Source organism: Mycetocola sp. TRD_SC_2, from assembly GCF_055361225.1.
Map to the genome: position 1 here is coordinate 673193 of NZ_CM143954.1, position 20851 is coordinate 694043.

The following is a 20851-nucleotide window of genomic DNA, read 5'->3' on the forward strand; positions in this document are numbered from 1 at the left end:
CTCACCGCCCCGGGCGAACCGATTCCCTGCGACAGCGCTCCATCGCGTGGTCGAAGATCTCCTCCTGGTACGGGGCAACGACCGTCGGGGAGATGCGGCAGTCGAGCAGGTACACACCGTCTTCTCCTGAAGCCAGCCACGCCTCGAACCCGGCGAAATCGTCGAGACAACGGATGACGTCGGCTCGGCCGCCGAGGGATCGCGCGATCCCGGCGAAGTCGGCTTCGTCGATGAGCATGGGTCCTGTGCCGATTCCCATCCGCCCGTAGACGTGGACTTCGGCGCCGTAGGCGGCGTCGTTCCAGACCACAATGACGCCTTTTCGGGTCGTGCGAATGACGGTGTCGAGGTCAGCAAGCGCCATCAGCCCGCCGCCGTCCCCGGTGGAGAGTACGACGGTGGAACCCGGAAGGGCAGCCGCGGCGCCGACGGCGCTGCCGAATCCGAGCCCGATGGTCTGGAATGCGGTGCCGACCATCAGCCAGCGGTTGGGGGAGGCGGTATCCCAGTAGGTGTTCGACCAGCCGAGGAAGTGCCCGCCGTCCGAGACCGCGACACGGTCGTTCGGAAGGATGGAGGCAAGGTGCTGGGCGACGCTGCGTGGGTCCAGGCGGCCGTCGTCGCAGATGCCGACGCCGTCCTCCCGGGTACGGAACCGGGCCGCATCCGCCGTCAGCGTCTCACGCCAGCCGGGGTTGTTGTTGCCAGTGGGCGGAAGGGCGCCGAGCAGGGCGTTGGCGGCGAGGGCAACGTCACCGTGCACCGGGATCGTGACCGCCGGGTGTGCCTCAGGGGTGCGGTCGTCGATGCGGATCACTGTCGCGTCCGGCGCGAACAGGGTGCCGAATCGGGTGCTGAACTGGTTGAGCCCAGCGCCGGCGACGAGCACGACGTCGGCCTGGCCGATCAGTTCCATGGCAGCGTCCTGCCCGAACCCGCCGACGACACCGAGGTTGAACTCGGAACGCTCGAACAGTGAGCGGCCGAGCGCCGTCGTCGCCGTGAGGGCACCGGTCGCGTCGGCGAGACGGCTAAGCAGAGCGCCTGCGCCGGCGAGCCACGCGCCACGGCCGGCAAGAATCACCGGTCGCTCGGCACGGGACAGAGCGGATGCCGCGGCCGCGATCGCCGATCGGCCCGGCTGCATCCGCTCCGCACGCGTGGGCTCAGGGAGAGTTCCTTCGTCCTCCGCCTCGGCTGTCGCGAGGTCGTATGGCAATGCGAGCACGACCGCAGTGCGGCGGGTGAGCGCGTGACTGAGCGCAGCGATCGTGACCCGACCGGCATCCGCGCGACCCACGGTGAAGGTGGGGGCACCGACCGATGCCGCGAGCGCGCGCTGGTCGATGTCCCACGGTCGTGCGCCGGTGGTGGGGGCGTCGCCGACGAGAAGGACGAGGGGGATCGCCGCCTGAACCGACTCCGCCAGGGCGGTGATGGTGTTGGTGAAACCGGCGCCGTAGGTGGCGGTGGCGAGGGCGAGCCTGCCGCTCGCGCGAAAGAACGCGTCAGCCGCTGCGACCGTCGCGACCTCGTGGCGCACGGCGGTATAGCTCACGGAAGTACGGCTGAGGGCGTCGATGACATGGGCGTTTCCGTTGCCCATCACGCCGAAAGCGTGGGATACGGAGGGTGCGAGAGCGTCGGCAATACGGGCGACAACGGTGGTCATGGTGATCCTTCGAGTGCATATAGGGAGATGGAATCCGTATATGTCTCGCGACCCGCCGTCGGATCGTCCAGCGCCCCTTTTCCGAGCGCACCAGCGTCGTGCTGTTGACGGGGGAAGTCTAGCGCCGTATCCGGAGTTTTCGCTCGGTAAACTTCCCCGGTGCCCGTTCTCGAGATCTCCGACCTGGCTGATCCGCGGCTCGCGGACTATGCCCACGCCACCGACGTCGCCCTGAAGAAGGCTCGCGGTACCGAGCACGGGCTGTACCTCGCGGAGTCGCTCCTCGTCTTTGAGCGGGCCCTGCGCGCCGGACACCGGCCGCGCTCGGTCCTCGCGCTCGGGGCCACCGTCGATGACGCGCTCGACCTGCTCGGCGACATCGAGGTTCCCGTGTTCGTCGGACCGGGCGACCTGCTCGCCGAACTCACCGGGTACGTGCTGCACCGCGGACTCATCGCATCGATGCACCGTCCGCCGCTGCCCGACCCGGACGAGCTCCTGGCCGGCGCTCGCCGCGTGGTCATCCTCGAGGACGTCGCGGACCCGACCAACGTCGGCGCGATCTTCCGGTCAGCCGGGGCGATCGGGGCCGATGCCATCCTGGTCACGCCCCGCTGCTCCGACCCGTTCTATCGCCGGTCGATCCGTGTCTCGATGGGCACCGCGCTGCAGGTGCCGTGGACACGCGTCGGCGACTGGGACGAGACCCGTGAACTTCTCACCCGCCACGGATTCCACGTCGCCGCGCTCGCCCTCACCCCGGATGCCGTCAGTTTGCGTGACGTGAACAGCGCCGACCACGAACGGCTCGCCCTCGTGCTGGGTGCGGAGGGTGACGGGCTCACGGATGCCGCGATCGCGGCATCCGACAGCGTGGTGAAGATCCCGATGAAGCATGGCATCGACTCACTCAACGTCGCGGCGGCCAGCGCCGTCGCCATGTGGGCACTGGGGAGTTAGAGGATTAGTCCGTCGGGTCGCTCGGCCGGACCTCAGCATCGTCACGGATGTCGACGCGCGTCGCACCGCTCTCGCCCTCGCTGACCTCGATGCGGGGAGCGGCGTCTGCTTCGGTGGACTCCGGCGCGCTCGTCAGCTGGTCGTGACGGTTCTCTTGATGGGATTTCTCAGCCATGACGTGACCCTAGCACCGTGAGTAAACGCCCGATGCGGGATCAGCCGTCGCTGTGCCGCTCGAGAAAGTCGTACACCTCGTTGTCGTCGACACCGGGGAAGGTTCCACTCGGCAGCGGTGACAGCACGTGGGCGTGCAGCCGTGCGCTCGGCCAGGCCTTGCCGAGCCAGCGTTCAGCGAGGTCGCTCGGCGGCCGACGGCAGCACGACGGATCGGGGCACGATGACACGGCGCGCGTCGTTGTCTCGCGGCCGCGGAACCACTTGGCCTGGTTGAACGGAACACCAACCGAGATGGAGAACTCTCCGGTGCTCGTCGTGCCGGTCTGGGTCGCGCACCAGTATGTTCCGGCGGGGGTGTCGGTGTACTGGTACAGCTCGGTGGTGCGGTTCGTGCGTTCGAACGCGCTCCGTGCGCTCCACTTGCGGCAGACCAGCTGCCCCTCGATCGATCCGGTCACGTCCATCGGGAGGGGAAGCCCGTCGTTCTCGTAGCCCTTGGCGAGCGAGCCGTCCTCAGACACCCGCAAAAAATGCAACGGCATGTCGAGGTGGTGGGTCGCGAGGTTTGTGAACCGCAAGGCGGCCGCTTCGTGCGTCACACCGAAGGCATCCCGGAAGTCCTCGACCGCGAGGTTGCGGTCCTTCTTGGCCTGGGTGAGGAAATCGACAGCCGCTCGTTGCGGCATCAGGCAGCACGCCGCGAAGTAATTGATCTCGAGGCGCTGGCGGAGGAACGCCGCGTAGCTCGTCGGCCGGGTGTGCTTGAGCAGCCGGTGTGCCATCGCCTGCAGGGCCATCGACCGCAGGCCGTGGCCGCCCGGAATGGATGCGGGTGGCAGGTAGATCCTGCCGTTCTCAAGATCGGTGACGCTGCGCGCGGAGTGCGGCAGGTCATTCACATAGATGAGGTCGAGGCCGAGCTGCTCGGCCATGATGCTTACCGTACGGTGTGTGACCGCGCCGCGAACGTGACCGGCGGCGTGAATCCTCTCTTCGGCGAGCTCCTCGATCTCGGGCAGGTAGTTGTCGCGTTCACGCATCCATTCACGAAGCTCGGTGTTCGCGCGCCTGGCCTCCTCCGGTGTCGCGATCGCTTCGGCCGCTTTGCGCTGCAATTCGCGATGCAAGCCGACGAGAGCGGTCAGCGCCTCATCGCTCATCCCCTTGGTCGGTTTCACCGACGGCAGGCCGAGCTCGGTGTACAGCGGTCGCTGTTGCGCCTGCCGGAGTTCTATCTCCAGTGCCGCGCGCGGGTTCGGCGGTTCGGCCGCGAGCAGGTCGGTGAGGTCGACGCCGAGCGCAGCGGCGATCGACTGCAGCATAGACAACTTCGGCTCCCGTTTGCCGTTCTCGATCAGTGAGAGCTGGCTCCCCGCCAGGTCGACGCGTTCGCCGAGGTCGTCGAGGGTCAGACCCTGCGACGTCCGAAAGTGACGGATGCGATGCCCGAGGGTCGAGAGGTCGGAGCCGGTTCGGTTCATTCCTTCACAATATCGTAAATTCAGCGATTCTTAACGGCGAAGTCGGTCGAAGGTCTCGCTATTTCTGCATCAGGCTGAAGTCAGTACCCCAGTGCAGAGGAGCCAGGACGACATGAGCATCGCAGAGATCGACCGCGACACCGAGATGGCTGAGAGCCGCGTCACCCCCTTCTCCGCAGCGCCCGACGCACCGCCAGTGGCATCCGACCCGCTCCAGGAACTGCGCGGATGGGTGAACTCCATTGCTGCGCTCGCCCAGCCGGACTCCGTCGTCTGGTGCACCGGCTCGAAGCGCGAGAGTGACCTCCTGACCAAGCAGATGGTGACTGAGGGCAAGCTCATCAAGCTCAACCCGGAATGGCGCCCCAACAGCTACCTCGCCCGCAGCGCGCCGAGCGACGTCGCCCGGGTCGAGTCGCGCACCTTCATCTGTTCGGAGAGCGAAGAAGACGCCGGCCCGACCAACAACTGGCAGGATCCGGAATCGATGCGCGAGGAGCTCGACGGGGTCTTCACCGGAAGCATGCGTGGCCGCACCATGTACGTCGTCCCGTTCTCGATGGGGCCGGTCGGGGGCCCGCTGTCGCAGCTCGGTGTTCAGATCACCGACTCGGCCTACGCCGTCCTGTCGATGGGAATCATGACGCGCACCTCCGATGCGGTGACCGACCTCATCGCCGGGGGAGCGCCATGGGTCAGGGCCGTGCACTCGGTCGGCGCCCCGCTCGCCGCCGGCGAGAAAGATGTCGCCTGGCCGTGCAACGACACCAAGTACATCGTCCAGTTCCCCGAGGCTCGTGAGGTGTGGTCCTTCGGGTCGGGTTACGGCGGTAATGCTCTCCTCGCGAAAAAGTGCTTCGCGCTCCGGATCGCGAGCGTCATCGGTCGCGACGAGGGCTGGCTCGCCGAGCACATGCTGCTCGTCCGGGTCATCTCGCCCGAGGGCAAGAAGTACCACGTTGCTGCCGCATTCCCCTCGGCCTGCGGAAAGACGAACCTTGCCATGCTCCGGCCGACCATCCCCGGCTGGCGTGTCGAAACCCTCGGCGATGACATCGTGTGGCTTCGCCCGGGTGATGACGGCCGGATGTGGGCGATCAACCCCGAGGCCGGATTCTTCGGTGTCGCTCCCGGTACCGGTGAGACCACGAATGTCACCGCTGTCGAGACGCTCTGGGGCAACACCATCTTCACCAACGTCGCCCTCCGTGATGACGGAGACGTCTGGTGGGAGGGCCTCACCGAGAAGGCTCCCGCGCACCTTCTCGACTGGGAAGGCAACGACTGGACGCCGGACTCCGGCCGACCCGCCGCCCACCCGAACTCCCGCTTCACCGTGGCCGCAGCCCAGTGCCCGCAGATCGCAGACGACTGGGAAGACGCTGTGCCGCTCGACGCCATCCTGTTCGGCGGCCGCCGGGCCACCAACGTTCCCCTCGTCGTCGAGGCAACCGACTGGAGCCACGGCGTCTTCATGGGCGCCACGATCTCGAGCGAGAAAACCGCCGCCGCCGAAGGAACCGTCGGCGAGCTTCGCCGCGACCCGTTCGCGATGCTTCCCTTCTGCGGCTACAACATGGCTGACTACTGGGGTCACTGGCTCAAGGTCGGCCAGAAGCTGCGGTTCGACCGTGCGCCACGGATCTTCCAGGTGAACTGGTTCCGCAAGGGCGACGACGGCAGCTTCCTCTGGCCTGGCTTCGGCGACAACTCCCGAGTGCTCGAGTGGATCGTCCGCCGCATCGAGGGTCGGGTCCCGGCCCAGGACACTCCGATCGGCCGCATCCCCGCCGCCGGCGACCTCAACGTCGATGGCACGGATGTCACGGATCTCACACTCGAGAAGCTCTTCGCGATCGACGCGAATTCGTGGCTTGCCGAAGCCGACCTGACGCAGGAGTTCTTCGAGCAATTCGGCAGAAAAGTACCGCCGGCTCTCCACGCTGAGCTCGCGTCGCTCCGGTACCGGCTTCGGACGTCCTAGACAAACAGCGCAGCACCGCGAGGTGCCCGGAAGTGCTCTGAGATACCTTGGCGGGATGTCTCGGAACACTTCCCGGCACCTCGCGGTGTCCGTGTGCGGGCCACATCATGTGAGCGGGCTGTCCTAATATCGAACAAGCGGGGCGCGCTCGCGGCGACGGAGGGTTCGACATGGCGATGGAAGCCGGATCTCAGGCAGGATCCCAGACCCTGAGCCGCGGCATCCGACTGCTCGAGATCCTCGCAGCGGCCGACCGCAACCTCTCGATCGGCGAGCTCGCGAGCGAACTCGGGGTGCACCGGTCTGTGGCCTATCGCCTGCTGCGGACGCTCGAGGCGCACGACCTCGTGACGCGCGACGACGGGGGACTGGTCGCCCTCGGTGCTGGACTCGCCGCGCTCACCTCCGGTGTCGCCCAGAACCTTCAGCAGGCGGCGCTGCCGGTGCTCAACGACATCGCCGACGAGCTCGGCATGACGTGCCTGCTCGCTGTGCGGCTCGACAGCGGCGAAGCGGTCACCCTGGTGAGCGCGATGCCGAGGCAGAGCGTTGCGGTCGTGTCGTACCGGCCCGGCCACCGGCACCCGACCAGTCGCGGTGGCCCAGGCAAGGCAATCCTGCTCGGGATCCCCGAAAGTGCGTGGCCGGTCGACGTCAGCGACGACCTGCGCGCCGAACTCGTCGAGAGCAGGGCGCGCGGATACGCATCGAGTTCCGACGAAGTCGTGCCGTCGTTGAAATCCGTCGCTGTGCCACTCACACTCCCCGGCCAGCCCGCGGCATCCATCGCGGTTATCCACGTCGCGCTGCCCCGCCCGGAGGCGGCGATCGCGGAGAGGCTGCGGGCCGGCGCAGAAAGTGTGCGGCGCGCGTACGGGCGGTAGCCGCCGCAGCTACCGCTGGGGGACCCGGCTCAGGCCGGGCTGTAGGCGACCTCGACGTCGAGGACCCACGTGACCCCGAACCGGTCCGTGAGCATCCCGTATGCCGGTGAGAAGAAGGACGGCGCGAGATCGCCGAGGATTGTCGAGCCCTCCATCAGTCGCGTCCAGAGGCCGGAGATCTCCTCCGCCGAATCACCCCGGATCGACACGAAGAACGAAGTGTCGCCACGGTCGTATGGAACGCTCGCGGGAACGTCGTACGCCATGATGCGAAAGCCGTTTTCGCCAAGAACCTGGCCGAACTTGACCTGGTGCGCTTCGTCAGGTGTCTCGACGCTGTGTGCGTCCTCGTTCGTGATGACCATCAGCTGGCCGCCGAAGATTGAGGAGTAGAACTCCAGTGCCTCGCGGGCGTCACCGCGAAAGTTGAGGTGGGGGGTGGTGTGAACGGACATGGTGCTCCTTGTGATTCTCAGCCGATGGACCTCACCGGCTGAACAACACTCTGATCGGAGTAGGGGACAGCTTTCGCCCTCTACTCAAACTAGGGTGGGAGCGTGACTCCAACCGCGCGACTCCTGCTGTTGCTGTCACTGCTGCAGACACACCGTCAGTGGCCTGGCCGGCTGCTCGCCGAGCGCCTCGAGGTGCATCCGCGGACCCTGCGGCGCGATATCGACCGGTTGCGAGAGATGGGGTACCGGATCCAGGGCGGCAAAGGCCCGGATGGCGGATACCGGCTTTCGGCCGGAACCGAGCTTCCTCCGCTCCTGTTCGATGACGACCAGATAATCGCGCTCAGCATTGCGCTGCAAGCGGCGACAACGGCGGGTGCGGGCGTGGAGGAAGCCGCTCTGCGGGCGCTGACCACCGTGAGGCAGGTGACGCCACAACGATTGCGGCACCGTCTCGGCGCCGTGCGATTCACCGCGCTCCCCGAGCGGGACGCGAAAGCCAGTCCGGTCTCGACCGATGAACTGGTCGCCCTGTCCGGCGCCATCGCCGCGCGCGAGGTCATCCGGTTCGACTACGCGAACGATTCCCGGGATGCCAGGGAGCCTCCTCGTCGTCGGGCGGAGCCGCATTCCCTGATCATCTCCGGAGGGCGCTGGTACCTCGTGGCGTGGGACCTCGAGCGCGACGATTGGCGCATCTTCCGCGCAGACCGCATCGCCACCCGGACACCCACCGGTCCCCGGTTCGAGCCGCGACCTATTCCTGGCGGTGACGTTCGGGCATTCGTTTCCGCTCGGTTCAAGGGTTCGGAACGGGCGGACGAATGGCCATGCGTCGGGACCGTGCTCCTGTCGCTGCCGGCGCGATCGGTGCGCCCGTTCGCGGGCGACGGAACCGTTGAGGAGGTGGGGCCTGAGCGGTGCCGGTACCGGTCAGGCTCCTGGTCGTGGGTCGCGCTCGCCGCCTCACTCGGTCGCTTCGATGCCGATCTCGAGGTGGTCGACCCGCCAGAGCTCCGGGATGCGTTCCGGCAGCTGGCGTCCCGGTACTCGGCGGCCGCGGTTCCGGAAGGGGAGGGTGCCTCAGGCTCGCGATGAACGCATCGCAGCCTTCTGCGCGAGGTCGTCTCGGGCCGACAGTGCCTCGTACTCGTCGGTACCGAGCGCGACGAGCGCCACCCGTTCCTGCGCGTCGTGGTGAAACCCCCACCCGTAGCGTTTCGCGAGGGGTGACGCACGCAAACACGCCTGGTCTTTCGCGAAGAAGAGAGCCCACGCCTCCTCGCGATCAGCCTCGGGAATCCCCGCGCGCGTTGCGTGGACTTCGAAGAGGATCTCGTCGGAGGTGTACTCATACGGGTGCTCCGAGAGAAGCGCGAACTGGAGAGCAGCGACGGTGGGTTTCGCACCCGCAGTGGGGATTTCGGCGTCGGTTGTGGGGCAATCCGGAGCGACGGAAATGAAGGTGTTGCGGTAGTTTGTCGTCATTGTTCCAGCATCAGGAACCGCCCGGTTCCGCGTCTTGTAGATTTGCGCCAGATGACCAGTCCGTTCGCACGACACATCGGAGTCTCCGAGCGTTCCGGAGTGCTCGAGCCGCACAATCTCACACGATTCTCGGCTCGGTGGATCAGCCCCGCCGCCGATCTGTCAGACGTCGTCGACACGTACTGGACCGTTCAGTGGCGACTCCCGGCCGGTGACGCCATCGAGCAGCGGGTTGTCGACTACCCGGCAATCACGCTCAGCGTCGAGGAAGGGGACGTGCCCGCGCCGTTTGTCGTAACAGCGGTTCGGCCACAGGCGTGGCGCCGGGTGATCGCGGGCTCCGGGTCGGTCTTCGCGATTCGGCTCCGCCCGGCGGGACTCGCCGTTCTCTCCGGACTTGATGCGAGGGAGCTCGCTCCCGAGCAGGAGCTGACGGCCGGCCTCGATGAGAGAGCACACGAACTCCTCCGAAAGGTCAACGGCGCAGGAGAGCGTTCGCGCGAAGCCGATGCACGTATTCGTGAGTACCTCGCCGAGCGGCCGCTTACCGGGATGCAGCGGCTCGCCAACCGGGCCGTCGACGCTCTCGTCGCAAGCCCTCGGGTGAGGACCGGTCGCGCGGTCGCCGCGGAACTGGGAACGAGCGAACGGACGCTGCAACGCGCGCTGGGCGAGACAATTGGCCGTGGGCCCAACGAAGTCGCGCGACGCATACGGCTTCAGGAGGTCGTCCGGCGGCTCTCCACGACGGATGCCGACATCGTGACTGTCGCCGCGGACCTGGGCTACACCGACCAGGCTCACCTCACGACCGAGTTTCGGTCGGTCGCCGGGGTGCCACCGGGGCGCTATGTCCGGGAACTCCGTCGTTCGCAGGCCAATCTGGCCCGAGTTGTGAGCGACGAGTGACTCCGTCACACAGCAGCGTGACGGTTATCGCTGCAGCAGGTTCTGGCGGAAGAACGCGGCCAGATCCGCTGTCGCGTCAAGTGGCAGCACGTGAGCCACGTACTGATCCGGCCGCACGACGATGACGGCACCCTTGCGATCGATCCCACGAAGCTCGAAGATGTCGCTCTCCGGGTTCGTTGCATAGACCTTCTCGTAGTCGATCAGGTCGAACGGTCCGACGCGGGGCAAAAAGACGTCGGGAACCCGACCGATATCCGTCTCGGTGTGCGGCTGCTGGTAGACCACCTTGACGTCGAAGACGCTGTCCACCTCGGTGTCCTCCGGGGTGTGGACCAGCAACGGAGACTCGGGAGAATTCCGGAGCCAGTCCGCCCATGTCGAGACCCCGGATGCTTCGCCCGGCAGAGGCGCGTCGGCGAACGCGTACAGGCGCCAGCGTCCGTCAGCGCGGTGGTGATGCCCGAGCTGAACCGGGTTGGTGTCGGCGACCCTGACGACGGGTGCCGACTTGAATCGTTTGCCGATCGGGAACCCGGTTGCGAGGTACTGGTGGGTCGCCTCGCCGATCAGCATCGATGGCTCGTACTGGGTCATGAAACCGGCGGGGAACTCAGCGGTGCTCGTGTAGAACGTCTCCAGTTCGGCCGGGTCCTTGAGTTCTTCCGGCTTGCGGGCCATGAGGCTCGACCACTCCTTGTCGAACTCGATGAGGTTTTTCGCGACGACCTGGCGCTCGGCCGAGTAGGTGCTGAGGAGGCTCTCCGGGCTGCGCCCGTCGAGAACGTGGGCGAGTTTCCAGCCGAGGTTGAAACCATCCTGCATCGACACGTTCATGCCCTGGCCCGCCTTCGCGCTGTGCGTGTGGCAGGCGTCGCCGGTGATGAAGACCCGGGGTGTCCGCGTTCCGATCTCCTCGGGCAGGACGTCGTCGAACCGGTCGGTGAGCCGATGGGCCACCTCGTAGACGCTGTGCCAGGCGACGTTCTTCACGTCGAGCGTGTACGGGCTGAGGATGTCGTTCGCCTTGGCGATGATCTCGTCGATCGTTGTGCTGCGGATCGCACCCTTGTTGTCCGGGTCGACCTCGCCGAGGTCAACATACATGCGGAACAGGTAGCCGCCTTCGCGGGGGATGTGCAGGATGCTCCCGAATTCCGACTGGATGGCGCATTTGGTCCGGATGTCGGGGAAGTCGGTGACGGCGAGGATGTCCATGACTCCCCAGGCGTGAAAAGCCTGGTCGCCGGCGAGGGTGCATCCGATCGACTGACGCACACCGCTGCGGGCACCGTCCGCACCGACGACGTATTTCGCCCGGACAATCCGCTCCTCACCGGTGGTATGCCCGAGCGTCACGGTCACCGGATATTGGTCCGCGTCGTTCACGGTCAGGCCGCGGAATTCGTAGCCGTAATCCGGCGTCATCCTGGTGGGGGAGTGAGCCATGACCTCGGCGAAGTAATCGAGCACACGCGCCTGGTTCACGATCATGTGCGGGAACTCGCTGATCCCGGTCGGGTCGTCCACAGCGCGTGCGGTGCGGATGATGCGCGACGGGTTGGCCGGGTCCGGCTTCCAGAACGCCATCTCGGTGATCTGGTACGCCTCCTGGATGATCCTCTCGGCAAACCCGAACGCCTGGAACGTCTCGACACTGCGCGCCTGGATACCGTCGGCCTGCCCGATCGCGAGCCGTTCGCCCCGGCGTTCGACGATCCGGGTCGTGATTCCGGGGAACTGCGACAACTGGGCGGCTGTGATCATTCCGGCCGGCCCGCTGCCGACGATGAGAACGTCGACCTCGTCGGGGAGCTCCTCGGGCCGATCGATACCCACCCCTGCGGCGGGCAGAATGCGCGGGTCGGTGGACACATATCCGTGGTGGTGGAACTGCACGGGCTTCCTCACTTCGTTGTGGAAATTCAGGCGAGACGGTATCTGTGTTCTATAATCGAACGTCTGGTTCTCATATCGCTCAACCGAGTGTACGTCGCGGTCGTTCCGGCGACAAGCGCAAGCCCCTGACTGATCTGAAGCGGCGTCCATACACTCGGGACATGTTTCTTCTCTTCGGCACGACCCTGCGTGACAAGGTGCTCGTCACCGTGACCTTCATCTGCGAATACTGCCGGATGTCAGCGGCGCAGGACGTGTACGAGCGCGCCAACAAATTCTCGCTGTTCTTCGTGCCGCTCTTCACGTTCTCCCGGCGCTACGCCGTCGTCTGTTCCAACTGCGGAGGGACAACGTCGCTCACGCGTGAGCAGGCCACAAATGGCATCGAGTGGGCGGCTCGGTCTCGTCAGGTGAGTTGAGCCTAGACGAGCAACTGGTGCTTGGCGAGGTCCCGGTAGAGAGGGACGGAAGCCACGAGCTCCGAGTGCGTACCTGTCCCGACGACGCGTCCATGGTCGAGGACCACGATCGAGTCGCTGTCGACCACCGTTGATAGCCGGTGCGCGATGACGATCAGGGTGCGGTCCTCAGCGACAGCGTCGATCGCGAGGCGCATCTTTTGTTCGTTGACCCCGTCGAGCGAAGAGGTGGACTCGTCGAGCAGCAGGACCGGCGGCGCCGCGAGCAGCGCCCGGGCAATGGCGAGCCGTTGGCGTTCACCGCCGGAGAGCATGATGCCGTCTTCGCCGACGGCTGCATCGAGGCCCTGCGGGTTGCGGTCGAGCACCTCGGTGAGGTTCACCGCGTGCAGCACGCGAATGCAGTCCTCGTCGGTCGCGTCGGGGGAAGCGAGGAGCAGGTTGTCGCGGAGGGAACCCGCGAGAACCGGCGCATCCTGCTCCACGTAGCCGATCTGGGAGCGGAGGGTGGTGCGTGGCATCGTGCGGATGTCGACCCCTCCGAAGCGGATCGCCCCAGCCTCGGGGTCGTAGAACCGCTCGATGAGCCCGAGGATCGTCGACTTGCCCGCGCCCGACGGGCCGACGAGCGCGGTGCGCTGGCCGCGTGCTGCTGTGAAGCTCACGCCGCGAAGCACGGGCTGGGCGGGCTCGCTCGTCCGTTGATCGGGCAGGTCACCTGCGGTACCCTCCCGTTGGTCGAGGAGGTCGTTTGCGGCACCCTCCCGCTGGTCGAGGAGGTCGCTTGCGGCACTCTCCCGCTGGTCGAGGAGGTCGCCTGCGGCACCCTCCCGCTGATCGAGTAGGCCGCCTGCGGCCGTATCGAGATCGGTCGTACCGTCGTCTTCTTTTACGGCACCGGTCGGGTATGCGAACACGACCCCGTCGAACTCAATGGCGGGGGCGTCCTTACTTGCAATGCCCGGGGCGCGAACGGATGCCGCGATCTCGGCATCCGCTGAATCCTCGAGGGGCAGGTTGATGATTTCCTGGATTCGGCCGAGGGCACCGAGTGCCTGGTTCGTCGCGGAGATGGCGCCGAAGGCCTGGCCGAGCGGCATGATCATCATGAACAGGAACAGGATGAACGCGACGAGGCTCGCGATCGTGATCGCACCGCTGGCGACACGGAAGCCGCCGACGCCGAGGACGACGAGGAACGACACCTGCATGGCGATGCCGGCGACCGGCACGACGAGGGCGGAGATCCGGGCGACCTGGATTCCCATGCTCCATGCGCCCGTGGCGTCGGCGTCGATCGTCGCAACTTCGCGCTCCGTCGCGTTGGACGCGCGAACGGTGCGGACGGCACTGATCGCGCGTTCGACGCTCGCGGCGAGATCGCCGACCTTGGCCTGTGCCCGCTGGCTGGCGACCCGGATGTGCGTCGAGAGCAGCACGACGGTGACGATCGATACGGCGATGACGAGCGAGGTGAGACCGAGCAGGACCGGGTCGATGATGAGCATCGCAATGAGGGCGCCGATGAACGTGATGGTTCCACCGACGGCTTCGACGAGGCCCTGGGTGAGAACGGCGCGCAACAGCGTGGTGTCGCTGCCGACGCGGGAGACCAGGTCGCCGGTGCGGCGCGTGTCGAACTCCGAGATGGGGAGGCTCAGCATCCGCCCGACCAGGCGGCGACGGCTGGAGAGCACGACGCCCTCACCTGTGCGCTGGAGGAGGTAGTGCTGGTAACCCGAGATGATGCCCGAAATCACGACGAGCGCGATCAGCGCCCAGACGAGGCCGCCGAGGGAGGCGCCCCGCTCGACGACACCGATGACCTGGCTGACCAGGAGTGGCTGCGCAAGCGAGGCCGCTGAACCGACGACGCTGAGTGCAATGACAAACCACAGCACCCTCTTGTGTTCGAAGAGGTAGGGGATGAGCTCGGTGAAGCGGGCGCGCGGGCCGTCCTCGGCGCGGGGCTTCGCGAACGGCGAGCGGCGTGCCGGTCGCGTGGCAGAAGGAGATGACATCCGGATTCCTCAGGGTTATCGGAAAAAGGGGTGGAATTACTTGCGACCGTATTTCTTGTGGACGGCCTGACGGCTCACGCCGAGGGCGAGAGCGATGAGTTGCCAGCTGGCATCCGCGTTGCGTGCCCGGCGAACGGCGACGGCTTCGGCGCGATCGAGCTCTGTACGAAGTTTAGCGATCGCGCGGAGGGCGGTGTACGGATCGTTCGACCCGGCCTCGGCGGCGAGGGTTCCAAAAGTTCCAGTGCTCATGGTGTCAACGTTAGTTGACGCATTTGCAGCTGTCAATAAAGGTTGACATGCGGGCGGGCTGCGCGCGCGTCGGTGGTGCACGATTATGCTGGCCCTATCCGTTTCAGAGGAGAGCAGTATGGGTTCGATCATCGGCGACATTCTGACGAGTGCGCTCGGTATCGCTCTCAGCCCCATTCCTCTTCTCGCGGTGATCACCCTCGTGCTCGCGCCGCGCGGCAACGCTGCGGCCCTCGGTTTCCTCGGTGGCTGGCTGCTCGGTGTCATCCTCCCCGTGCTCGTCATCACCACGCTCGCCGGACTCCTGCCCGAAAGCTCGGGGGATGCCTCCCGCCCGGTCGGCGGGACGCTCCTGCTCATTCTCGGGGGACTCCTGATGTACCTCGCCGCCGGCGAATGGCGGCTCCGGCCGCAGCCGGGCAAGGCCCCGGTCCTTCCCCGTTGGGTGGCCGCCCTCGATTCGATGACGGTGCCTCAGGGTCTCGCACTCGGATTCGGCCTCGCCGCCCTCGCCCCGAAAAATCTCTCCCTGGCCATCGGTGCCGGTCTGACCATCGGCGGAGCGACCTTCCAGTTCCGCGAAGTCATGCTCGTGCTTCTGGTCTTCGTGCTCATCGCCGCCTCGAGCATGCTCGTCGTCGTTGTCGGCGGGATGGCCGCTGTCGAAGCGTGGCGCCGTCCGCTGATCGAGCTGCGCGACTGGATGGGCCGCAACAGCGCCACGGTTCTCGCCGTGCTCTATCTTGTGCTCGGTGTGAGCCTCGTCGGCGCCGGAATCAGCGCTTTCTGACGTCACTCTTCCGCCGTGTCGGAGGCCTGGTCTAGTGTGATGGACTGTGCCGCCACCAGTCATTCGCGCAGCAAATCTCGTCAAGAAGTACAAAGACTTCGCGGCGGTCAACGACATCTCCTTCGAGGTTGAGCCCGGGGAGGCTTTTGGCCTGCTCGGTCCCAACGGAGCGGGCAAGTCGACGGCGATGCGCATGATCGGCGCAGTGTCCACCCGCACGAGCGGTGATCTCAGCGTTCTCGGCCTCGATCCGGATCGTTACGGTCCCGAGATTCGTGCCCAGCTGGGCGTCGTCCCCCAGTCAGACAACCTCGACATGGAGCTGCGGGCGCGCGAGAATCTCATCGTCTACGGCCGCTACTTCGGGCTGCCGGCGAAGCAGGTGGCTGCCCGTGCCGATGAACTGATGGCGTTCGCCCAGCTCGATGACAAGGTGAAAGCCAAGGTCGACGATCTCTCCGGCGGCATGAAGCGACGGCTCACCATTGCCCGCGCGCTCATCAACGATCCACGACTGCTGCTGCTCGACGAACCGACCACCGGACTCGATCCGCAAGCCCGCCACATTCTCTGGGACCGGTTGTTCCGGCTCAAGGAGCAGGGCACGACCCTCCTGCTCACCACGCACTACATGGACGAAGCAGAACAGCTGTGCGACCGCATCGTCGTCATCGACAAGGGCTCGATCATGGCGGAAGGGTCGCCTGCCTCCCTCATCCGGACGTACTCATCGAGGGAGGTGCTCGAGGTGAGATTCGGTTCGGATCGCAACGCCGAGGCATCCGCTCGACTGGACGGAATCGGTGACCGCATCGAGGTGCTGCCCGACCGCATCCTGCTGTATTCCGCGAACGGTGAGGAGGCTCTCGGCCGCATCACGGAACGTGGCCTGCACCCGATCACGAGCCTCGTCCGGCGCTCGAGCCTCGAGGATGTGTTTCTCCGCCTCACAGGCAGGAGCCTGATCGAATGAGCGATCTCGCGACCTCGTCCGACCTGGAGCGTGGGGTGGCACTTGCCGCCCGTGCCCGCAGGTGGGGAGCCTGGTATGTGGCAGAGCACCGGTTCCGGGTGATGCGCTCATACCTGCAGACCGTGCTGCTCACCGGGATCGGCAACCCGCTCGTCTACCTTTTCGCGATGGGGGTAGGGCTCGCCAGTCTCGTCGACGCAAACCTCGGCGACGACGCGATCGGTGGGGTCGGCTACCTCACCTTCGTCGCGCCTGCGCTCCTGTGCGCCGCGGCGATCACCGTCGCCACCGAGGAGTTCACGTACCCGATCATGCTGGGATACAAGTGGAATCCGGTGTTCTTCGGCATGAACGCCAGCCCGCTCCGCCCCGGTCAGATCATCGACGGCATCGTGATCAGTGTCATCGTCCGCATGCTCCTCACCTGCGTGCTCTACTACGTGTTCATCCTGCTGTTCGGCGCGATTCCGGATGCCTCCGGCTGGGTGGCCGTGCTCGTCGCCGTTCTGACCGGCCTCGCGTTCGGCGCCGTGATCATGGGATACACCTCGACCCTGACCGAAGACACCGGCCAGCTCGCGATGGTCATGCGGTTCGTCGTGCTGCCGATGACGCTGTTCTCGGGAACCTTCTTCCCGCTCACGCAGCTGCCCGTGTTCCTGCAGTGGATCGGGTGGATCTCACCGCTCTGGCACGGAACCGAGCTCGCGCGGGTCTTCAGTTACGGGTACTCCGAGCCGATCTGGCTGACCGTTCTGCATGTGCTCTACCTGGCCGCGTTGTTCGCGTACGGCTGGATCTGGGCGCGCCGCATCGCCGTGAGGAGGCTGGCGAAGTGACCGAAACGCTCGTGACGACATCCGCTCGCCGTGACCGCCCGCTCGGCTCGCTCTATGCCGGCAATGCCCGGTCGGTGATGCTGCGGGGCTGGCGCGCAACGCGATCGACCAACTGGCTCGTCGTCGTGTCGGGGCTGTTCGAGCCGGTGTTCTACCTGCTGTCGATGGGGCTCGGGCTCGGCGCGCTCGTCGGCACGGTGGAGGGGCCCGGTGGCTCGGAGATTTCGTATGCCGCGTTCATCGCGCCCGCGCTTCTTGCTGTTGCGGCGATGAACGGAGCCATCTACGACTCGACCTGGAACGTGTTCTTCAAGATGCGGTTCTCGAAACTGTACGACGGCATGCTCGCGACGTCGCTCGGCCCGCTCGACGTTGCGCTCGGTGAGATCTCACTCGCGCTGCTGCGGGGTGCGTTGTATGCGACCGGGTTCATGCTCGTGATGCAGGTGCTCGGACTCCACCTGTCGTGGTGGGCGCTGCTCGCATTTCCGGCCGTCGTGCTCATCGCGTTCGCGTTCGCGAGTTTCGGGATGGCCGTGACGAGTTACATGAAGACGTTCCAGCAGATGGACTGGATCAACTTTCTCCTGCTGCCGATGTTCCTGTTCTCGGCGACGTTCTACCCGCTGAGCGTCTACCCGCCCGCGCTTCAGACGGTGATCCAGTGCCTGCCACTGTGGCACGGCGTGGAGCTTGTGCGTGGTCTCACGACGGGTGCGGTCGACGTCGGTCTGCTGTGGCACGTGCTCTACTACCTCGTGATGATCGCGATCGGCCTGGTCTTCACGACCCGTCGGCTGCGGGCGCTCTTCCTCGACTGACCCGCGGGTTCTCCGCGGCCCCTCCTTTCTGTGCGTGCGAGCTTCGTCCTGTGCGTGCGAGCTTCGTCGATGTGGCAACCTCGAATTCAGGAGACGACGCCAAATTCAGGAGGTCCGATGCGACACTCCGTACGAGAGCGCTCTCACTCCGGCGTGTCGCGCTGATCTCCTGAATTTGGGGTGGGTGATGGCGCGTGAAATTTGGGGTGGGTGATGGCGCGGAGAGTGGATGCCGGTGGCGGCGGCATCCGTCTGTCCATCGTTAGTGCGCCGTGGTGACGTGGTCGCCGCGTTCGACGGATGCCATGATCGTCGCGAGTACGGTCGGCCAATCGAAGAGCACCTGGTAATAGGTGAACCGCAGGATGATGAAGCCGACTCCGCTGAGGAGAGCTCCTCGCGCATGGTCGGATTCGAACTTGTCTGTGCCGTGAAATTCGAGCCCGTTGATCTCGATGAGGAGCCGGTCGCCGATGACGACGTCCAAGCGGAAGGAGTTCAGCGTCCAGACCTGAATCCGGCAGGTCAGGCCAGCGAGACGCAGCCGCGCGCGAAAGATGCTCTCCGGAAAGCTCTCGGCACGACCATCGATCAGCGTCTCGAACATGTTGAACCGCTTCGGCCAGCCGCGTATCAGGCCGGCGAGCGTGCGGGGCGTGATCTTCTTCCGATGCACAGCGGAGTCGAAGATGGCCACGGCGTAATCGAGCGGCATGCATTCCGCTATCTGTCGCAGCGCGAGATGCAGTGGCAGCACAAGGGTGTGGCGGGACACATTGTCAATGTGGTTCCAGTGCAAAGTGGCACTGCTGTCCGTCGCCGGCGCGAACCGCACGTGTTTGTCAGACGGTGTTCGGAGCCGCGAGGCCGTCGGCGGGACCCAGACGTGCAGTGGGTTGCCGGGAGGCGTGGCGAGGCCATGGTGACCTGCCGCGCTGACGCAGCCGAGGCATCCGCCCAGTCGAACCGCACGGATGATGTCTTCGTCGGCGGTCGGCAGGGCGTACCAGCCTTGCATCGGCCGGAACAGTGCCCCGCGGCTAACCGCCGAACGAAGAGCCGAGTTCGGAACGCCGAGTGCGACGACGCGCTGCTTCTGGGCGATGCCGCCGAGGGAAGCCACGGCGCGAACGGGATCGAACATGTCCGGAACGATGGCAGGCGGCGGATGCTGTGGCGCGGGTCGGACCGGAACTGCGGATAGCGCGCGAGTCGAACTCCGTTGTGGAGGAGTAGACGGCGGCCACTTTTCGCACGGCCGGGCAACTCCAATTCGGGGCCACCTCCTGAATTTGAGGTCGACGCCTCACACGCGGGCGGGGCGGGCACAGAACGACGGATGCCGTCCCTCGCGTGGCGAGGAACGGCATCCGTAGAGGGAACCAGCGACTAGCGGTCGATGTCGATGTCCTTGGTCTCCTTGCCGATAATCAGTGCGATCAGCGTGATGACGCCCATCACGGCGAGGTAGACACCGACGAGGAACGGGCTTCCATCAGCCACCGCCCACAGCCAGACGGCGATGAACGGGGCGACAGCGGCGCCGAGGATGCTCGACACGTTGTACGAGATACCGGAACCGGTGTAGCGCACGTTGGTCGGGAACAGCTCGGGCAGCAGCGCGCCCATCGGGCCGAAGGTCATACCCATGAGGCTGAAGCCGATGATGAGGAACGCCATGACACCGATGAAGCCGGCCCCGAGGAGCGGCACCCAGAGCAGGCCAAACACGATGATGCCTGACGTGACGATGATGAGCGTCTTGCGGCGCCCGAACTTGTCTGCCCACGGACCGGAGAGGAGCGTGAAGATTCCGAAGAACACGACACCGGCGATGAGCATGAGCACGAAAGTGTTGTAGTTGTAGCCGAGGCCGGGCTGCTGGCCTTCTGCCGGGACGATCGGTGCACGGCCGTAGCTCAGCGAGAACGTGGTCATCAGGTAGAAGAGCACGTAGGTGGCGAGCATGAAGAACGTGCCGAGGATGAGCTCGCGCCAGTTGCTCTTGAACACCAGCTTGAGAGGAAGCTTGACGACCTTGCCGGCCTTGACCGTGTTGGTGAACGCGTCGCTTTCGACGAGCTTGAGCCGTACCCACAGGCCGACGATGACCATGACGGCGGAGAACAGGAACGGGATGCGCCAGCCCCAGTCGAGGAACGCGTCCGAGGGGCGCGACGGGTCGTTCGACGGCAGCGCGAACGCGATGAGGAGGAAGAGTCCGTTGGCGATGATGAAGCCGATCGGGGCGCCCAGCTGCGGGAAGGTGCCGTACCAGGCACGCTTGCCGACCGGTGCGTTTTCGGTCGCGACGAGCGCTGCGCCGCTCCATTCGCCACCGAGCGCGAAGCCCTGGGCGAGACGGAGGATGACGAGCAGAAGCGGGGCGAACCAGCCGATGACGAGGTAGGTCGGCAGGAGGCCGATGAGGAACGTCGCGATTCCCATGGTGAGCAGGGCAGCGACGAGCGTTGTCTTGCGTCCGACCTTGTCACCGAGGTGACCGAAGAAGATGGCGCCGAGCGGGCGCGCGACCATGGCGGCACCGAAGATGGCGAAGGACGACAGCAGAGCCGTGGTCTCGTTGCCCGCGGGGAAGAAGAGGTACGGGAAGACGAGAACGGCGGCTGTCGCGTAAACGTAGAAGTCGTAGAACTCGATGGTCGTACCGACGAGCGACGCGAGAATGACGCGTGACTTTGGGTTGGCCGGAGCCTTGGGAGTAGTGGTGGCTGAGACTGACATGGTGCTTTCTCGTCGTGAAGCGGAAACACTTGGAGGCGCGGGCCGGTCGCGTCTGCCACCCCAAGAGTTGAACAGTGGTGAG

20 protein-coding genes are annotated in these 20851 nt (G+C 65.9%); 10 read left to right on the forward strand and 10 right to left on the reverse strand.

Annotated elements, in window-relative coordinates; all coding sequences use genetic code 11:
* Position 1: 1 nt before the first annotated feature.
* Entirely contained in the window at positions 2-1672 is a 1671-nt protein-coding gene (locus ACWA1Q_RS03235) for a thiamine pyrophosphate-binding protein (protein WP_463759479.1), read from the reverse strand.
* Between the two features lie 159 nt (positions 1673-1831).
* Here ACWA1Q_RS03235 and ACWA1Q_RS03240 point away from each other — a divergent pair, with 159 nt between their 5' ends.
* Positions 1832-2632 carry a TrmH family RNA methyltransferase gene (locus tag ACWA1Q_RS03240; protein WP_463759481.1) on the forward strand — a complete coding sequence of 267 codons (801 nt, stop codon included), beginning with the start codon at positions 1832-1834 and terminating at the stop codon, positions 2630-2632.
* Positions 2633-2636: 4 nt separating this feature from the next.
* Here ACWA1Q_RS03240 and ACWA1Q_RS03245 read toward each other — a convergent pair whose 3' ends face one another.
* Positions 2637-2807: a hypothetical protein gene (locus tag ACWA1Q_RS03245; protein WP_463759483.1), complete on the reverse strand. Its 171-nt coding sequence runs from the start codon at positions 2805-2807 to the stop codon at positions 2637-2639.
* 40 nt (positions 2808-2847) lie between these two features.
* Positions 2848-4290, reverse strand: coding sequence for a helix-turn-helix domain-containing protein (locus ACWA1Q_RS03250; RefSeq protein ID WP_463759485.1), 1443 nt, complete (start codon positions 4288-4290; stop codon positions 2848-2850).
* Between the two features lie 112 nt (positions 4291-4402).
* Between ACWA1Q_RS03250 and ACWA1Q_RS03255 the strand changes: the two genes are divergently transcribed.
* Positions 4403-6274, forward strand: coding sequence for a phosphoenolpyruvate carboxykinase (GTP) (locus ACWA1Q_RS03255; protein WP_463759486.1), 1872 nt, complete (start codon positions 4403-4405; stop codon positions 6272-6274).
* A gap of 170 nt (positions 6275-6444) precedes the next feature.
* The gene (locus tag ACWA1Q_RS03260; RefSeq protein ID WP_463759487.1) at positions 6445-7158 is read left to right on the forward strand and encodes an IclR family transcriptional regulator; all 714 of its coding nucleotides are present in this window, start codon (positions 6445-6447) and stop codon (positions 7156-7158) included.
* A gap of 29 nt (positions 7159-7187) precedes the next feature.
* Here the strand turns inward: ACWA1Q_RS03260 and ACWA1Q_RS03265 are convergent, their stop codons facing one another.
* The gene (locus tag ACWA1Q_RS03265) at positions 7188-7613 is read right to left on the reverse strand and encodes a VOC family protein (RefSeq protein WP_463759489.1); all 426 of its coding nucleotides are present in this window, start codon (positions 7611-7613) and stop codon (positions 7188-7190) included.
* Positions 7614-7715: 102 nt separating this feature from the next.
* Here ACWA1Q_RS03265 and ACWA1Q_RS03270 point away from each other — a divergent pair, with 102 nt between their 5' ends.
* Entirely contained in the window at positions 7716-8711 is a 996-nt protein-coding gene (locus tag ACWA1Q_RS03270; protein WP_463759490.1) for a helix-turn-helix transcriptional regulator, read from the forward strand.
* On the opposite strand, the gene ACWA1Q_RS03275 is transcribed toward ACWA1Q_RS03270, so the two are convergent.
* Positions 8697-9101, reverse strand: coding sequence for a DUF6157 family protein (locus ACWA1Q_RS03275; protein ID WP_463759492.1), 405 nt, complete (start codon positions 9099-9101; stop codon positions 8697-8699). The two genes, ACWA1Q_RS03270 and ACWA1Q_RS03275, sit on opposite strands and share 15 nt — an antisense overlap.
* Before the next feature lie 51 nt (positions 9102-9152).
* Here ACWA1Q_RS03275 and ACWA1Q_RS03280 point away from each other — a divergent pair, with 51 nt between their 5' ends.
* Positions 9153-10010, forward strand: a complete 858-nt coding sequence (locus tag ACWA1Q_RS03280) for a helix-turn-helix domain-containing protein (protein WP_463759493.1) — start codon at positions 9153-9155, stop codon at positions 10008-10010.
* Between the two features lie 24 nt (positions 10011-10034).
* Here ACWA1Q_RS03280 and ACWA1Q_RS03285 read toward each other — a convergent pair whose 3' ends face one another.
* Complete coding sequence (locus ACWA1Q_RS03285; protein ID WP_463759494.1) at positions 10035-11909, reverse strand: FAD-binding monooxygenase; 1875 nt, start codon at positions 11907-11909, stop codon at positions 10035-10037.
* Between the two features lie 161 nt (positions 11910-12070).
* Here ACWA1Q_RS03285 and ACWA1Q_RS03290 point away from each other — a divergent pair, with 161 nt between their 5' ends.
* Positions 12071-12328 (forward strand): zinc-ribbon domain-containing protein, encoded by a 258-nt coding sequence (locus tag ACWA1Q_RS03290; protein ID WP_463759496.1) that lies wholly within the window; start codon positions 12071-12073, stop codon positions 12326-12328.
* A gap of 2 nt (positions 12329-12330) precedes the next feature.
* On the opposite strand, the gene ACWA1Q_RS03295 is transcribed toward ACWA1Q_RS03290, so the two are convergent.
* Entirely contained in the window at positions 12331-14349 is a 2019-nt protein-coding gene (locus ACWA1Q_RS03295) for an ABC transporter ATP-binding protein (protein ID WP_463759497.1), read from the reverse strand.
* A gap of 36 nt (positions 14350-14385) precedes the next feature.
* Positions 14386-14601 (reverse strand): hypothetical protein, encoded by a 216-nt coding sequence (locus tag ACWA1Q_RS03300; RefSeq protein ID WP_463759499.1) that lies wholly within the window; start codon positions 14599-14601, stop codon positions 14386-14388.
* Between the two features lie 118 nt (positions 14602-14719).
* Between ACWA1Q_RS03300 and ACWA1Q_RS03305 the strand changes: the two genes are divergently transcribed.
* Genes ACWA1Q_RS03305 through ACWA1Q_RS03320 form a run of 4 tightly spaced genes read left to right on the forward strand, consistent with a single transcriptional unit; the run spans position 14720 to position 18024 of the window.
* Positions 14720-15391 (forward strand): GAP family protein, encoded by a 672-nt coding sequence (locus ACWA1Q_RS03305; RefSeq protein ID WP_463759501.1) that lies wholly within the window; start codon positions 14720-14722, stop codon positions 15389-15391.
* Between the two features lie 46 nt (positions 15392-15437).
* The gene (locus ACWA1Q_RS03310) at positions 15438-16364 is read left to right on the forward strand and encodes an ABC transporter ATP-binding protein (RefSeq protein WP_463759502.1); all 927 of its coding nucleotides are present in this window, start codon (positions 15438-15440) and stop codon (positions 16362-16364) included.
* Complete coding sequence (locus ACWA1Q_RS03315) at positions 16361-17203, forward strand: ABC transporter permease (RefSeq protein WP_463759504.1); 843 nt, start codon at positions 16361-16363, stop codon at positions 17201-17203. The genes ACWA1Q_RS03310 and ACWA1Q_RS03315 overlap by 4 nt, the downstream gene beginning before the upstream one ends.
* A complete protein-coding gene (locus ACWA1Q_RS03320) occupies positions 17200-18024 on the forward strand; it encodes an ABC transporter permease (RefSeq protein ID WP_463759506.1) in 825 nt (274 codons plus the stop codon). Before ACWA1Q_RS03315 ends, ACWA1Q_RS03320 begins: the two co-directional genes overlap by 4 nt.
* Positions 18025-18286: 262 nt before the next feature.
* On the opposite strand, the gene ACWA1Q_RS03325 is transcribed toward ACWA1Q_RS03320, so the two are convergent.
* Together ACWA1Q_RS03325 and ACWA1Q_RS03330 are read right to left on the reverse strand one after the other, a co-directional pair.
* Entirely contained in the window at positions 18287-19168 is an 882-nt protein-coding gene (locus ACWA1Q_RS03325) for a DUF559 domain-containing protein (protein WP_463759508.1), read from the reverse strand.
* A gap of 245 nt (positions 19169-19413) precedes the next feature.
* Positions 19414-20769 (reverse strand): MFS transporter, encoded by a 1356-nt coding sequence (locus tag ACWA1Q_RS03330; protein WP_463759510.1) that lies wholly within the window; start codon positions 20767-20769, stop codon positions 19414-19416.
* Positions 20770-20851 lie beyond the last annotated feature (82 nt).

Coding starts and splice junctions, on each gene's coding strand:
- ACWA1Q_RS03235 (WP_463759479.1), bottom strand. CDS start 1,672: ATGACCACCGTTGTCGCCCGTATTGCCGACGCTCTCGCACCCTCCGTA.
- ACWA1Q_RS03245 (WP_463759483.1), bottom strand. CDS start 2,807: ATGGCTGAGAAATCCCATCAAGAGAACCGTCACGACCAGCTGACGAGC.
- ACWA1Q_RS03250 (WP_463759485.1), bottom strand. CDS start 4,290: ATGAACCGAACCGGCTCCGACCTCTCGACCCTCGGGCATCGCATCCGT.
- ACWA1Q_RS03255 (WP_463759486.1), top strand. CDS start 4,403: ATGAGCATCGCAGAGATCGACCGCGACACCGAGATGGCTGAGAGCCGC.
- ACWA1Q_RS03260 (WP_463759487.1), top strand. CDS start 6,445: ATGGCGATGGAAGCCGGATCTCAGGCAGGATCCCAGACCCTGAGCCGC.
- ACWA1Q_RS03265 (WP_463759489.1), bottom strand. CDS start 7,613: ATGTCCGTTCACACCACCCCCCACCTCAACTTTCGCGGTGACGCCCGC.
- ACWA1Q_RS03275 (WP_463759492.1), bottom strand. CDS start 9,101: ATGACGACAAACTACCGCAACACCTTCATTTCCGTCGCTCCGGATTGC.
- ACWA1Q_RS03280 (WP_463759493.1), top strand. CDS start 9,153: ATGACCAGTCCGTTCGCACGACACATCGGAGTCTCCGAGCGTTCCGGA.
- ACWA1Q_RS03290 (WP_463759496.1), top strand. CDS start 12,071: ATGTTTCTTCTCTTCGGCACGACCCTGCGTGACAAGGTGCTCGTCACC.
- ACWA1Q_RS03295 (WP_463759497.1), bottom strand. CDS start 14,349: ATGTCATCTCCTTCTGCCACGCGACCGGCACGCCGCTCGCCGTTCGCG.
- ACWA1Q_RS03300 (WP_463759499.1), bottom strand. CDS start 14,601: ATGAGCACTGGAACTTTTGGAACCCTCGCCGCCGAGGCCGGGTCGAAC.
- ACWA1Q_RS03305 (WP_463759501.1), top strand. CDS start 14,720: ATGGGTTCGATCATCGGCGACATTCTGACGAGTGCGCTCGGTATCGCT.
- ACWA1Q_RS03315 (WP_463759504.1), top strand. CDS start 16,361: ATGAGCGATCTCGCGACCTCGTCCGACCTGGAGCGTGGGGTGGCACTT.
- ACWA1Q_RS03325 (WP_463759508.1), bottom strand. CDS start 19,168: ATGTTCGATCCCGTTCGCGCCGTGGCTTCCCTCGGCGGCATCGCCCAG.
- ACWA1Q_RS03330 (WP_463759510.1), bottom strand. CDS start 20,769: ATGTCAGTCTCAGCCACCACTACTCCCAAGGCTCCGGCCAACCCAAAG.